Origin of the sequence: Achromobacter dolens (assembly GCF_902859745.1) — a bacterium.
Lineage (GTDB): Bacteria > Pseudomonadota > Gammaproteobacteria > Burkholderiales > Burkholderiaceae_B > Achromobacter > Achromobacter dolens.
On the sequence record NZ_CADIJW010000064.1, the window covers coordinates 15,699 to 28,059 of the forward strand.

The following is a 12,361-nucleotide window of genomic DNA, read 5'->3' on the forward strand; positions in this document are numbered from 1 at the left end:
CGGCTCACCCATCGACCAGGCGCCAATAGCGCTCTTCGCGACCCAGCTCGTCCGCGCGGCGCCCCAGGCCCTTGAGCTGGGAGGCATAGGCGGCAACGGCCGCGGCCTTGCCGCGCGTGTCCACGGGCAGCTCCGCGGGCGCGGCCACCACGCCGCGCGCATGCAGGCGGGCCAGCCGTTCCTGCAACACGCCGGGCAGGCTACGGTAGGGCACATCTTCGTAGGCGAACCAGGCCGGGCCCTTCCAGGCTTCGCGCACCATCAGCCCCGCGTCGCTGACACGGATGTGGTCGCCATGCAGCAACCCCAGCGGGATGGCCACGCCATCGGGCCGCAGCGCGGCAAGCGTGCGCATCAGGCGCTCCGTCAGGGCCGGCATGCCGGCATCGGCACACGCCACGTATTGGCTATCGAGGAAATCGAGCGCCACGCGTTGCCCCTTGAGCAGGCCGATCGCACGCCGGTCCTCGTCGACGCGCGCGCGCATGGCCTGGCCGGCGCTGTCGAACCCGCACCGCCGATCCCAGTCCGTCAGCATGGCGGCGGCGCCGGGAACCCCGGTGTACACCGTCACCACCACGCAGCCCGGTCGCGCCGCCAGCAGGCCGGCGCAACTCAACACGGCATCGTCCAGATGCGGCGAAACGACGACGAGGCAGGAAAGACCGTCGGTGTCTGCGGGAGACGTGTCTTCGGGAGACGCAGGGACGTGGGCGTGGTCGGCCGGCATGGTTGGGGGACTCCGGGGCGGGACGTGGCCTGTCCAGCAACTGCCGTGCCGAGACCTCGCAAGCGCCGCCGCCCGGCACGGCGGTTGCTGCACGCCGGCATTGCCCTCATCGGAGACGACATGCTCACCCACTGGTTTTCCGACCCCGCCGCTCTCGCCGGCCATCCCGTCGCGCTGTGGCTGGCGGCGCTGGCGGTCGGCGCGGCCCTCTGCTTCCTGTTGATGCTGGCCCTGCGCCTGGCCCGTTCACGGCTCGACCGCCTCGCGCGACCGGCCGGCCAGGGCGCCGCCGGCGCCGCGTCGCGCGTACTGTTGCGCACCAGTTGGATGATCCTGGCACTGGCGTCGCTGCTGCTGGCGGCCGACCTGGTGGGCGCGCCGCTGCCCGGGCGCGCCGGCCCCGGCCACCTGTGGTTCGTGCTGATCGCCTTGCAATTGGCGCTGTGGCTCGATCGCGGCATCGAGGTCGGCCTGACGCATGCCGTCGCGGCGCGGGGACGCGCCGGCTCCATTACCGCCACGCTGCTATCGTTTCTGTTGCGGGCGCTGGTATGGGTGATCGTGCTGCTGGCGATGCTCGACAACGTTGGCGTCAACATCACCGCGCTGGTGGCCAGCCTCGGCATCGGCGGCGTGGCCGTGGCCCTGGCGGTGCAGACCATCCTGAGCGACCTGTTCGCCTCGATCTCCATTGGCCTGGACAAGCCATTCGAGGCCGGCGACTTCATCGTCTTCGGGGCGGTGGCCGGCAGCATCGAGCATGTCGGCCTCAAGACTACCCGCATCCGCAGCCTGGGCGGCGAGCAGATCGTGTGCTCGAACACGGAACTGCTCAAGCAGACGATCCAGAACTACAAGCGCATGCAACAACGGCGCATCGTGTTCTCGATCCGGGTCACCTACCAGACCCCGGTCGAGCAGGTGGCCGCCGTTCCCGGGATCATCCGCGCCCAGATCGAGCAGCAACCCGACACCCGCTTCGACCGCGCGCACCTGGCGCGCCTGGCCGAGAGTTCGCTGGAATTCGAGGCGGTCTACTACGTGATGAGCGCGGACTACAACCGCTACATGGACCTGCAACAGGCGATCTACCTGGGCGTGATGCGCGACTTGCAGGCCGCCGGAATCGCCCTGGCGCTGCCGGAGCGCATCCTGCACGTGGCCCGGCAACCCGCGCGCAACAGCGGCGCGGCCTGAGCCGCGCCTGCGCCCTCACCGGGTCTCGGTCGTGCCGCCGGAGCCGGCCGACGCGCCCGAGCCGGGCATGCCGCCCTGGCCGGTCGAGCCGGTGCCGCCTCGCCCGCCGGACGCACCCCGGCTGTCGGTGCCGCCCTCGCTGTCCAGGCGCTTGGCGGGGCGGTCTTCCTTGGCGGGACGCGGCTCGCCCTGGGGCGGCTCCGATTTCGGCACGGCGTGGGGCGCGCCCTGATTCGGCTGCGCCTTGGGTTGAGGGCGCGCTGGGTGCTGCCCCGGCTGCGCCTTGGGCATGGGCCGGGCGTCGGGCGCGGGCGTGGCGGGCGGATTGGTGGCGCCGGCCGGCGGCTGCGCCTGGGCCCAGGAGGCCGCGCCGGCCAACATATTGAGGGCGAACGTGGCAGCGAGGATCGGGGTTTGTTTCATGGCAGGACTCCAGAAAGGGGGGACCGTCGCGCGTCGGGCGTGGCGGGTAGAGGGTTGATGCAATCGGTGGCCGCGCCGACCGCGGACAGCCCCGCGCGCGCCGCGGCGGGCGTCAGCGCCTGCCGCAGCAGCCGCTCGAGCTGCGCGAGGCCGGCCGCGAGATCCCCCGAGACATGCACCCGCAGGCAAGGCCGGCCGCGGGCCATCAGTTCCTCCATGTCGCCCAAGGCCTGCGCCGCCTGGGTCGCGCCGAAGCTGGCCGCGTAGCCCGGCGCCTCGAGCACCCGCGGCGCGTCCGCGGTGATAAACAGGAACCGCCCGCCCGGCGTGCCGCCTTTGTGCAATTGCCCGCTGGAATGCAGGTAGCGCGGCCCGAAGCCGCCCACCGTGGCCGCGCCGGTGCCGCGCCGCACGCAGTCGCGCGCGCCCGCCAGCCAGGCTTCGCAGGCCGCGCCTTGCGGCAGATACGCCAGCAGGGCCACGTAGCCGCCGGGGGCTCCCTGCGTCATGTGCGACGCCAGCAGCGCCAGCGCCGAATCGGCCGACGCCGCCTTGCCATGGAAGGCCAGCGGCCCCTCCACCCGCAGCAGCTCGGCGCCGCCCGGCGCGGCCCCGCCCGGGTTGGCGGACAGACTGCGGGTGCGCGCCTTGCTGGCCTCCACATCGGGCTGGTTGAAGGGATGGACGCCCAGCACGGCGGCGGCCACCGCGGTGGCAAATTCCCAGCGGAAGAACTCCTGACCCACCGCCAGGGCGGACCCATTACGGCAGGTCAGCACCGGGTGGCCGGCGGCGGCCAGGTCGCGCGCCAACGCGGCCATGCGCGCGTCGGGCGACCGCGCGTCGGCAAGGTGCACGAACAGGCGGTCGCGCCCATACTCCTCCGGCCCGGCCACGCACTCCTGCGCCACCGGGATCAACCCCTTGCCGTCCTTGCCGGTCGACTCGGCCAGCAACTGCTCCAGCCACCCGGCCAGCGCGTCCAGGCCGGGGTCGGCCAGCAGCGTGACCTTGTCGTGGCCCGCCAGCGCCGCTTCACCCAGTGCGCAGCCCAGCAGCAGGCCGGGATTGCGCCGCGCGGCGGCGCGCGGCGAGCAGGCGCGCCGCATGGGTCGGGCAGCCCGCAGCAGGCGGGCCGGATCGTGTCCCAGCAGCGCCGCCGCCACCAGCCCGAAGGACGAAAGCACCGAGTAGCGTCCGCCCACCGCCGGATTGCCGGGGAAAACCGCCGCGTAGCCTTCGCGCAGGGCATGCGCATGCAGGGGCGTGCCCGGATCGGTGATGGCGACGAAGCGACGGGCCGCTTCCTGGCGGCCCAGCCGGGCCGCCACGCATTGCTGGAAATAGGCGGCGAGCATGCCGGATTCCAGTGTGGTCCCCGATTTGCTGGCGACCACGAACAGCGTCCGGCCAAGGTCCAGCCGCGCCTGCAGCGCCAGGATCTGGGCCGTGTCGGTGGAATCGAGCACATGCATGCGCAGCCCGCCGACGGCCGCGCCAAGCAGGCGCGCCAAGGCCTCGGCGCCCAATGTGGCGCCGCCCATTCCCAGCATCACGGCGTCGGTGAATCCCGCCACGCACAGACGCCGGCAGATGGCGCAGAAGCGGCCGAGCCGGCCCGGCGCCACGCCCGGTTGCAGCCAGCCCAGCCAGCGGTCCTCATCGGCGCCGGTCCAGAGCGTGGCGTCGGCGGCCCACAGCCGCTGCATCCAGGCATCGCGGTCCGCCACGGCCAGGCGCCGCTCGACCCGGTCCGCCAAGGCGGCCGGCAGGACCTGAGAATAGCCGTTCAACGCGATCGGGCCGCGCTCCGGATAGGCGTCGGCGCGCGCGGCCGGCGCGGATGGCCGCAAGCGGCGCGCGGCGCTGTCGCGCGACGGCGCGACGGGCACATATATGTCCATGGTGGATTCCTAAAGTGCGCGCCAGCCGCGCAGCCAAGCGCGTTGCTCGGGGCCGGCATCGCCGAGCCGGTCGATGCCGGGAGTCTGTTGCGGGTCGACGTCCGGCATGGGATTGGGCAGGCCGCCCGGCGGCCAGCGTCCATGGCGGTCGGCGTCCTGTTCGCGGACCGGCGGATCCGGTGATTCCGCGGGCGACTGGTCCGGCCGCGCCGGCTGCCGGCGTCGTCCGGATTCGCCGGTGTCTGGATGCTTGGTGGCGTTCGCCATGGCGGTCTCCTTGTCGGACGGGTCGGCCGGCCTATGCGGCTTTGCCGGCGCGCGCGGCCTTGGCGTTTGCCTGCTCCAGGGCCAGCGTGTTGAGTTTTTCGTCGGCGGCCTTTTCCTCGGCCAGCGTCTCTTTCAGCAAGGCGAGCGCATCGTCGTGACCCAGTTGTTTGGCGAAGGTGCACAAGGTGCCGTAGCTGGCGATCTCGTAGTGCTCCACCTTCTGCGCGGCCGCGATCAGCGCGGCGTCCAGCACCGGGCCCTTCTCGACGTCCTCGATGACGTCGCGGCCCTCTTCCACCAGGCCCTCCATCGCCGCGCATTTGACGCGCTTGAGCCTGAAGTCGGCGGCCTCGACGATCTTGTCGATGCGTTCGACCTGTCCGCGCGTCTCCTCCAGGTGCGACGTGAACGCCTCGGCGAGCTTGGCGTCGCTGGCCGCGCGCGCCATTTTGGGCAGCGCCCGGGTCAGTTGTTTCTCGGCGCTGTAGATGTCCGAAAGTTCATGGATGAATAGATCCTGCAAGGTCTTCTGCGTCATTGCTGACTCCTGTCGGGTTGGCGGGCGGGCCGCGATCGCGGCCGCCGGGACCTGTCCAGCAATCGCCGTGCCGACCGGTGCCGGCCGGCTTCGTCGGGATCGCGGGCGCGCTGGCGCCGTTGCGTTCGGGCGCGAGCGGTGCAGGCCGCGGCCAGCGCCAACAACTTGTCTTCATCCAGGCGCTCGGCATCGACCAGTCCCTCGTCGGCGCCGTGCAGCGCGATCAACAGCTCGTCAAGCTTCAGATGCAGCGCCTCGCTGTCCTTGTTCTGGCTCTGCTGGATCAGGAACACCATCAGGAAGGTGACGATCGTGGTGCCCGTGTTGATCACCAGTTGCCAGGTTTCGGAATAACCGAACGCCGGACCGGAAAGCCCCCAGACCAGCACCGCGAGCAGCGCCGTCCCGAACGCCACGGGCGACCCGGTCCACTTCGTGACCCGGGCGGCAAAATGATCGAAGAAGCGGGAAACGGCATTGCCCCGGTCGCCCCCGCGCGGGCGGGGCGCTCGTTTCGACGACGGCTTGCGCCGAGGCACGCGATTGCTGGTCATGGGACTCCTTCCTGTCGGACGCGGCGCTTCTTTCCAGCAAGCCGCGTGCCCATCTGCCCGCCCCGACGCGGCCCGACGCGTGCTAGCCTCGCACTGTTGCGGTCCGCCGAAACCCGATGAAATCCATTCTGCAGTCCGAGAAATTCCTGCTGCTGGCCTGCGCCATCGCGATGGCGGGGTTCGCGGCGGATGCCCGCCTGGCCGACTACGGACGGGCGGCCGGCCTGCTCGAAACGGCCATACTGGTGGCGGCGATCCTGGCGGCTTCCCTGAGCGTGGCGCGCCATGCCGAACGCATCGCGCAAAAGCTGGGCGATCCCTACGGCAGCATGATCCTGACGCTGTCGGCGGTGCTGGTCGAGGTCATCGTGCTGGCCATCGTCTCGTCCAGGGCCGGATCGCCCACCCTGGTGCGCGACAGCATCTACTCGGCGGTCATGCTGGACATCAACGGCATCCTCGGCGTGGCCGCCCTGATCGGCGGCTTCAAGCACGGCGAGCAGGCCTACAACGACGATTCCGCGCGCACCTACAGCGTCATGATCCTGACCGCCGTCACGGTGTCGATGATCATCCCGGAATTCGTCCCCGGGGAAAGCTGGCGCGCCTACAGCGCCTTCACCATCGTGGTGATGCTGCTGCTGTACGGGGTTTTCCTGCGCATGCAGACCGGCCCGCACAGCTATTTCTTCAGCTACAGCTATCCCGACAAGAAGACCCGCCGGCCGCCGCCCGCCTCCGGCTATCCGACCCGGCGCCAGTCCATCGGCGTCATGGCGGCCGGCATCATCGCGGTGGGCGCGCTGGCCGAACTGATGTCGCACTCGTTGAACCGCAGCCTGGCTGGTGTCGACGTGCCCGCCGGCCTGGTGGCGCTGATCGTGGCCGGCATCTCGGCCGCCCCGGAAATGCTGACGGCGCTGCGCGCGGCGCTGGCCAATCGCATGCAATCGGTGGTCAACATCGCCCTGGGCGCTTCGCTCTCGACGGTCATCCTGACCGTGCCCGCGATGGAGGCGCTGGCGCTGATATCGGGCCAGCGCATCGATATCGCCATGACGCCGCTGCAGACCCTGATGATGCTGGTGACGCTGCTGGTGGCCGCCATCAACCTCAACGACGGCCAGACCAACGCGATCGAAGGGATGACCCATTTTGTCCTGTTCGGCGCGTTCCTGATGCTGCTGGGACTGGGGCTGTAGGGCGAAGCGCGCCGGGCACGGGACTTGCTCCCCGGCCAGGATCCCGTTTCGCCGGAGAGGCCATTGCCCGCACCGATCGTCCCGATGACGCTCCTGACCGTCAATATCCACAAGGGCTACACCAGTTTCAACCGCCGCTTCATGCTGCATGAGCTGCGCGACGCCCTGCGCATGGCCGCTCCGGACCTGGTCTTCCTGCAGGAAGTGGTGGGCGAACACCAGGCCATGGCCGCGCGCGCCGCGCCGCGCTGGCCGGCGGCGTCGCAGTATGAATTCCTGGCCGATACGCTGTGGCGCGACTTCGCCTACGGCCGCAATGCCGTCTATCCGGCGGGCCACCACGGCAATGCGGTGTTGTCGCGCTACCCGATCACGCGCTTCGAGAACCATGACGTGACGGTCGGCGGACACGAAAGCCGCGGCCTGCTGCACTGCGTGCTGGAACTGCCGGGGCGCGCCGGCGCGGTCCATGCGATCTGCGTCCACCTGGGCTTGCGCGCCCGCCATCGCGCCCGCCAGATCGCCAGCCTGTGCCGCCTGGTGGCGCGCGACGTGCCGGCCGGCGATCCGCTGTTGATCGCCGGCGATTTCAACGACTGGCGGCAGCAGGCCGATGGCCTGCTGCGCGACTGCCAGGTGCGGGAAGTCTTCACTTCGCGGCTGGGCCGGCCCGCCCGCACGTTCCCGGCGCGCTGGCCCCTGCTGCGGCTCGACCGCATCTACGTGCGCAACGTGCGCGACTGGCGGCCCGTGCCGCTGGCCTCGCGGGTGTGGGCGGGGCTGTCCGACCACGTGCCGATCGCCGCGGAAGTCGCGCTATGACGCTGCCCCCGAATGGCTGGCGCAGCGGCAACCGTTACACGCTGCTGGAAAACGGCGAGGCCTACTTTCCCGCGGTGCGCGCCGCCGTCGAGGCCGCCACCCGCGAAGTGCTGATCGAGACTTTCATCCTCTTCGACGACGCGGTGGGCCGCGATCTGCGGGATACCCTGATCGCCGCCGCGCGCCGGGGCGTCAGCGTCGACGTGCTGGTCGACGGCTACGGCTCGGACCTTCTGTCAGAGGAATTCCTGGCGCCGCTGACCGGCGCCGGCGCGCGCGTGCACCTGTTCGACCCGCGCCCGCGGCTGCTGGGCGTGCGCACCAATCTGTTCCGCCGCATGCATCGCAAGGTCGTGGCGGTGGACGGCGCCTGCGCCTTCGTGGGCGGCATCAACTTCTCGGCCGACCATCTGCCGGACTACGGCCCCGAAGCCAAGCAGGACTATGCGGTGCGGGTGGACGGTCCGCTGGCCGCCGATATCGCTGACCATGCCCGGGCCGCGCTCGGCGCGGACCCGCCCCGCCGACGTCGGCCCGCGCCCCTGGAAGCGATGCCCGCGGGCGACGGCGGCGGCCGGCTGGTGGTGCGCGACAACCACGCCCACCGCACCGACATCGAACGCTATTACCGCGCAGGCCTGCGTTCGGCGCGCCATGACGTGCTGATCGCCAACGCCTACTTCTTTCCAGGCTATCGCCTGCTGCGCGACCTGGCCAACGCCGCCCGCCGTGGCGTGCGCGTGCGGCTGCTGCTGCAAGGCGAACCCGACATGCTGGTGGCGCAGTTGGCCGCCAGCATGCTGTACGACTACCTGATCGACGCCGGCGTCGAGATCTTCGAATACTGCCGGCGCCCGCTGCACGCCAAGGTCGCCTGCGTCGACGATGACTGGTCGACCATCGGCTCGAGCAACCTCGACCCGCTCAGCCTCGCCCTGAATCTGGAAGCCAATGTGGTGGCGCGCGACAGCGCCCTGAACGCCGCCTTGCGCGACAGCCTGGAGCGCCTCATCGCCCAGGACTGCAAACGGGTACGGATGCGGCCCGACTCGCGGCGGCGCCTGCGCCGGCTCTGGGTCGGGGTCGTGGTGTTCCACTTCCTGCGCCGCTTCCCGGCCTGGGCCGGCGCGCTGCCCGCGCACAAGCCGCGCCTGCAGACCGTCAACGGCGCGGGCCATCACCAGAGCGACGCGCGATGAACCTGCGCCGCGCCCCCCTAGTGCGCGCGGCCCGGCGCCGCTGGCCACGCGTCAAGCGGGTGCTGCCATGGATCGTGCTGGCGCTGGCGCTGGGCCTGCTGGGGTATTTCGGCGGCTCGGTCGACTGGCCCGGCGTGTGGCAGGCCGTGCGCCGCATCCCCCGCGAGACGCTGCTCCTCGCGGCCGCCCTGGTGGTGCCGGCGTACCTCGCCTACGCCGCCCTGGACCTGCTGGGCCGCCGCTACACCGGCCATCGCCTGCCCTGGCCCAAGGTGCTGGGCGTGGCGTTGCTGAGCTATGCGCTGAACCTGAACCTGGGGGTGCTGCTGGGCGGCCTGGGCACGCGTCTGCGCCTGTATGCCCGGCTGGGCTGCCGCAAGGCCACCGCCACCCGCGTGGCGGTGTTCTCGGCGGTGTCCAACTGGATCGGCTATGCCTGGGTGGCCGGCGCGGTGTTCGCCAGCGGGGCGATCGTGTTGCCGGCCGGCTGGGACATCGGCGGCGGCGTGCTGCGCCTGATGGGATTGGGGTTGCTCGCCATGGCCGCCCTCTATGTCTGGATCTGCGCCCGCGCCACCCGCCGCGTGGCGCGCTGGATGGGGCAGCGCGTGACGCTGCCGGGCGGCCGCATGGCGGTCCTGCAGAGCGTGACGGCGGCGCTGTCGTGGCTGCTGATGGGGGCCATCATGTACGTGCTGCTGCAGGCCAAAGTCAGCTATCCGGTGGTGCTGGGCGTGCTCCTGTGCACCAGCTTCGCGGCGGTGGTCACCCGCGTGCCGGGCGGACTCGGCACCACCGAGGCGATCTTCGTGGCGGCCCTGTCATCGCGGCTGCCGGCGGCGGAAATCCTGGGCGCGGCGTTGAGCTACCGGGCGCTGTATGCGCTGGCGCCGCTATGCCTGGCGCTGCTGGCGTTCGCCGCGGTCGAGGCGCGCCTCGGTTGGCGCAGGCGCCATCCACCGGCGGATACCAGCCAGCCGCGCGCGCCATGATTACAAACCAGCGGCAACAACGACGCACGACCGTCCATATAGACCCGCGTGCCCGCCGCGGCGCCCGCGGGCATGGCACTTGCTTGGCGATGAGTCTTGCGGATGTGGCCCCGGCTCCCGGGACCGTCCGCCGACTCCGGAGCGAGCATGACGACACCAAGAATCCTCATCGTGGCGGCGGAAGCCTTCCCCCTGGCGAAGACCGGCGGCCTGGGCGATGCCATCACCGGCATGGCGCGCGCGCTGGTCCAGGCGCACGCCCAACCGACGCTGCTGTTGCCCGCCTATCGCGGCGTTGCGCGGCGGCTGCAATCGACGCGCCCGGTGGCCCATCTGGCCGGCTTGCCAGGCGGCGACGCCCGGCTGCTGGCCGGCGAATGTCCCCAATCCGGGTTGTCGTTCCTGCTGCTGGAAAACGACGCGCTCTATGACCGCGACGGCCTGTACCTGGACGAGGGCGGCCAACCCTACGCCGACAATGCCTTGCGCTACGCCGCCCTGGCCCACGCGGCGGTGCGCGTCGCCCAGGGGTTGCCCGGCCTGCCGCGCCCCAACGTGGTGCATGCCCATGACTGGCACGCGGCCCTGACGCCGCTGCTGCTGCGGGCGGCGCGGGTGCAGGACGTGAAAAGCGTGCTGACCATCCACAACCTGGCCTTCCAGGGCCAGGCGCCGATCGAGGCGGCGCCGGCGCTGGGAATTCCGGCGCCCTTCTGCGGCGAGCAAGGCGCGCAGGCCTGGGGCCAACTGAATTTCATGAAGGCGGGCATCCGCCACGCCGATCGCATCACCACCGTCAGCCAACGCTACGCCCGCGAGATCCTGACCCCCGAATTCGGCTGCGGGCTGGATGGCCTCTTGCGCGAGCGCGTGGCCGACGTGCTGGCCATTCCCAACGGCATCGACACCCAACTGTGGAACCCCACGCGCGATCCGCATCTCGGCGCGCTGCGCTACGGCGCCGCCAACCTGGCCAACAAGCGCTTGTGCAAGGCCGCCACGCAGCACGAATACGGTCTGCAGGAAGACCCCCAGGCGGTGCTGCTGATCATGTGCAGCCGCTTGACCGGCCAGAAGATGGCAGACGTCGCCGCCCAATCCCTGCCGCAGGCCCTGGACGCGCATCCGCAACTGCAGGTGGCGGTGCTGGGGCAGGGGGAACGACACCTGGAAAACGCGCTGCGCGAACTGGGCCAGCGCTATCCCCGACGCTGCGCGGTGCGCATCGGCTATGACGAGGCCGGCGCCCACCGCTTGCACGCCGCCGGCGACTTGCTGCTGCATGGCAGCCGTTTCGAGCCGTTCGGCCTGGCGCCGCTCTATGCCATGCGCTACGGCACATTGCCGATCGGCTCGCGGGTCGGCGGCATGGCCGATACGATCGAAGACCCCGGTCCGCAACAGCCGCTGACCGCCATGACCCGCGCCACCGGGGTGCTGTTCGACGGCAGCACGCCCGCCGAGATGACCGCCGCCATCGCCCGCGCGGTCCATTTGCGGAGCCACGCGACCGTCTGGCGCGCGATGCAGCGCAACGCCATGACCGCGGACTTCAGTTGGCGGCCGGCGGTGGCGCAATACCGGGCGCTGTTCCACGCGCTCAGCGGCACCCAGGCGCAAGCGGCCGCCCCGGCGCGCCAGCCCGCGCAAGCCGCCGCGCGCCCGGTGCGCCGCGCGCATCAGGGCGCTTCCCTCACGGCCCCGCTGCCGCAGTAGGAATCCGCCATGGCCAAGCCGCACGCCCTGCCTGACAACGCCGGCCTGCCTCGCATCCATTACGCGCGCGCCGGCCTGCCGCCGGCGTCGGACGACGGGGCGCGCGAGCAGTGGCTGGCGAGCGTGCGCCGCGCCGGTTTCACCGCGGTGCTGGCGCCCGTGCCCTGGCTCTGCCCGCCGGGCGCGCGGACGCTGGCGCCGGTCGATGCCGACCACGCCGCCGCCGACGGCGGCGTCGAGCCGCTCGCAACGCGGCTGGCGCGCGACGCGTGCAGCGCCGCCGACCACGGCCTGACGTTGCTGCTGCGCCTGGAGCTGCAGCGCGTGGCGCGCGAGGCCCGCGACACCACGGCCCCGGCCGCCTGGTATCGCGACCCCGTCGACGCCCCCGCGCGCGACCCTCGCCTGCCAGTCACCGAGCATGGCGTGCGGCAACTGCGCGACGGCCCGCCGGCGGGCTTCGTGGCCGCCTGGGCCGAGCGCCTGCGGCGCTGGACGCGCGCCGGGGTGGGCGGCTATGTGGTGCACGTGCCCCCGGTCCTGGACGCGCAGGCCTGGCGGGCATTGTTCGCGCCCGCGCGCGAGGCCGACGGCGAACTGCGCGCCCTGGCCTGGACCCCGGGGTTGGCGCCCGCGGCGTTGGCGGGCTTGCACGACGCGGGCTTCGACGGCGTGTTCTCATCGCTGCCCTGGTGGGACTACCGGGCGCCCTGGCTGGCCGAGGAGTACGATCGCCTGCGCGCCATCGCGCCGATCATCGCCCCCGCGTGCGCGCTGGACGCCCCGCCCGCGGGCGCCGCGGCGCCCCGGGCGGATC

12 protein-coding genes and 1 pseudogene are annotated in these 12,361 nt (G+C 71.7%); 7 read left to right on the forward strand and 6 right to left on the reverse strand.

From position 1 onward, the window contains the following. Positions 1 to 4: 4 nt before the first annotated feature. Positions 5 to 730: a PIG-L deacetylase family protein gene (locus HV783_RS26640; RefSeq protein WP_054502965.1), complete on the reverse strand. Its 726-nt coding sequence runs from the start codon at positions 728 to 730 to the stop codon at positions 5 to 7. A 120-nt stretch (positions 731 to 850) separates the two neighbouring features. On the opposite strand from HV783_RS26640, the gene HV783_RS26645 reads away from it, so the two are divergent. Beyond that, a complete protein-coding gene (locus HV783_RS26645; protein ID WP_064524417.1) occupies positions 851 to 1,927 on the forward strand; it encodes a mechanosensitive ion channel family protein in 1,077 nt (358 codons plus the stop codon). 15 nt (positions 1,928 to 1,942) lie between these two features. On the opposite strand, the gene HV783_RS26650 is transcribed toward HV783_RS26645, so the two are convergent. From HV783_RS26650 to HV783_RS26670, 5 genes are read right to left on the reverse strand one after another with little or no spacing between them, the layout of a single operon-like run. Further along, entirely contained in the window at positions 1,943 to 2,350 is a 408-nt protein-coding gene (locus HV783_RS26650) for a hypothetical protein (RefSeq protein ID WP_175190186.1), read from the reverse strand. Then, the gene (locus tag HV783_RS26655; protein ID WP_175190187.1) at positions 2,347 to 4,254 is read right to left on the reverse strand and encodes a phosphoglucose isomerase-related protein; all 1,908 of its coding nucleotides are present in this window, start codon (positions 4,252 to 4,254) and stop codon (positions 2,347 to 2,349) included. The genes HV783_RS26650 and HV783_RS26655 overlap by 4 nt, the downstream gene beginning before the upstream one ends. 9 nt (positions 4,255 to 4,263) lie before the next feature. After that, positions 4,264 to 4,521, reverse strand: a complete 258-nt coding sequence (locus HV783_RS26660; protein WP_054502968.1) for a hypothetical protein — start codon at positions 4,519 to 4,521, stop codon at positions 4,264 to 4,266. 31 nt (positions 4,522 to 4,552) lie between these two features. Then, complete coding sequence (locus HV783_RS26665; protein ID WP_054502969.1) at positions 4,553 to 5,059, reverse strand: YciE/YciF ferroxidase family protein; 507 nt, start codon at positions 5,057 to 5,059, stop codon at positions 4,553 to 4,555. Further along, on the reverse strand, positions 5,056 to 5,613 hold the full coding sequence (locus HV783_RS26670) for a low affinity iron permease family protein (protein WP_064524383.1): 558 nt from the start codon (positions 5,611 to 5,613) through the stop codon (positions 5,056 to 5,058). The genes HV783_RS26665 and HV783_RS26670 overlap by 4 nt, the downstream gene beginning before the upstream one ends. A gap of 116 nt (positions 5,614 to 5,729) precedes the next feature. On the opposite strand from HV783_RS26670, the gene HV783_RS26675 reads away from it, so the two are divergent. The 6 genes and pseudogenes from HV783_RS26675 to HV783_RS26700 all read left to right on the forward strand — a co-directional run. Continuing rightward, the gene (locus tag HV783_RS26675; protein WP_144654762.1) at positions 5,730 to 6,815 is read left to right on the forward strand and encodes a calcium:cation antiporter; all 1,086 of its coding nucleotides are present in this window, start codon (positions 5,730 to 5,732) and stop codon (positions 6,813 to 6,815) included. Positions 6,816 to 6,878: 63 nt separating this feature from the next. Beyond that, a complete protein-coding gene (locus HV783_RS26680) occupies positions 6,879 to 7,637 on the forward strand; it encodes an endonuclease/exonuclease/phosphatase family protein (RefSeq protein WP_054502971.1) in 759 nt (252 codons plus the stop codon). Then, on the forward strand, positions 7,634 to 8,836 hold the full coding sequence (gene clsB, locus HV783_RS26685; protein ID WP_054502972.1) for a cardiolipin synthase ClsB: 1,203 nt from the start codon (positions 7,634 to 7,636) through the stop codon (positions 8,834 to 8,836). The genes HV783_RS26680 and clsB overlap by 4 nt, the downstream gene beginning before the upstream one ends. Further along, positions 8,833 to 9,828 carry a lysylphosphatidylglycerol synthase domain-containing protein gene (locus HV783_RS26690; protein WP_175190188.1) on the forward strand — a complete coding sequence of 332 codons (996 nt, stop codon included), beginning with the start codon at positions 8,833 to 8,835 and terminating at the stop codon, positions 9,826 to 9,828. Before clsB ends, HV783_RS26690 begins: the two co-directional genes overlap by 4 nt. Before the next feature lie 147 nt (positions 9,829 to 9,975). Continuing rightward, positions 9,976 to 11,544, forward strand: a complete 1,569-nt coding sequence (glgA, locus tag HV783_RS26695) for a glycogen synthase GlgA (RefSeq protein ID WP_175190189.1) — start codon at positions 9,976 to 9,978, stop codon at positions 11,542 to 11,544. 9 nt (positions 11,545 to 11,553) lie between these two features. Continuing rightward, positions 11,554 to 12,361, forward strand: a pseudogene (locus HV783_RS26700) (alpha-1,4-glucan--maltose-1-phosphate maltosyltransferase); the annotation flags it as partial.

Coding starts and splice junctions, on each gene's coding strand:
- HV783_RS26675 (WP_144654762.1), top strand. CDS start 5,730: ATGAAATCCATTCTGCAGTCCGAGAAATTCCTGCTGCTGGCCTGCGCC.
- HV783_RS26670 (WP_064524383.1), bottom strand. CDS start 5,613: ATGACCAGCAATCGCGTGCCTCGGCGCAAGCCGTCGTCGAAACGAGCG.
- HV783_RS26655 (WP_175190187.1), bottom strand. CDS start 4,254: ATGGACATATATGTGCCCGTCGCGCCGTCGCGCGACAGCGCCGCGCGC.
- glgA (WP_175190189.1), top strand. CDS start 9,976: ATGACGACACCAAGAATCCTCATCGTGGCGGCGGAAGCCTTCCCCCTG.
- HV783_RS26645 (WP_064524417.1), top strand. CDS start 851: ATGCTCACCCACTGGTTTTCCGACCCCGCCGCTCTCGCCGGCCATCCC.
- HV783_RS26665 (WP_054502969.1), bottom strand. CDS start 5,059: ATGACGCAGAAGACCTTGCAGGATCTATTCATCCATGAACTTTCGGAC.
- HV783_RS26690 (WP_175190188.1), top strand. CDS start 8,833: ATGAACCTGCGCCGCGCCCCCCTAGTGCGCGCGGCCCGGCGCCGCTGG.
- clsB (WP_054502972.1), top strand. CDS start 7,634: ATGACGCTGCCCCCGAATGGCTGGCGCAGCGGCAACCGTTACACGCTG.
- HV783_RS26660 (WP_054502968.1), bottom strand. CDS start 4,521: ATGGCGAACGCCACCAAGCATCCAGACACCGGCGAATCCGGACGACGC.
- HV783_RS26640 (WP_054502965.1), bottom strand. CDS start 730: ATGCCGGCCGACCACGCCCACGTCCCTGCGTCTCCCGAAGACACGTCT.
- HV783_RS26650 (WP_175190186.1), bottom strand. CDS start 2,350: ATGAAACAAACCCCGATCCTCGCTGCCACGTTCGCCCTCAATATGTTG.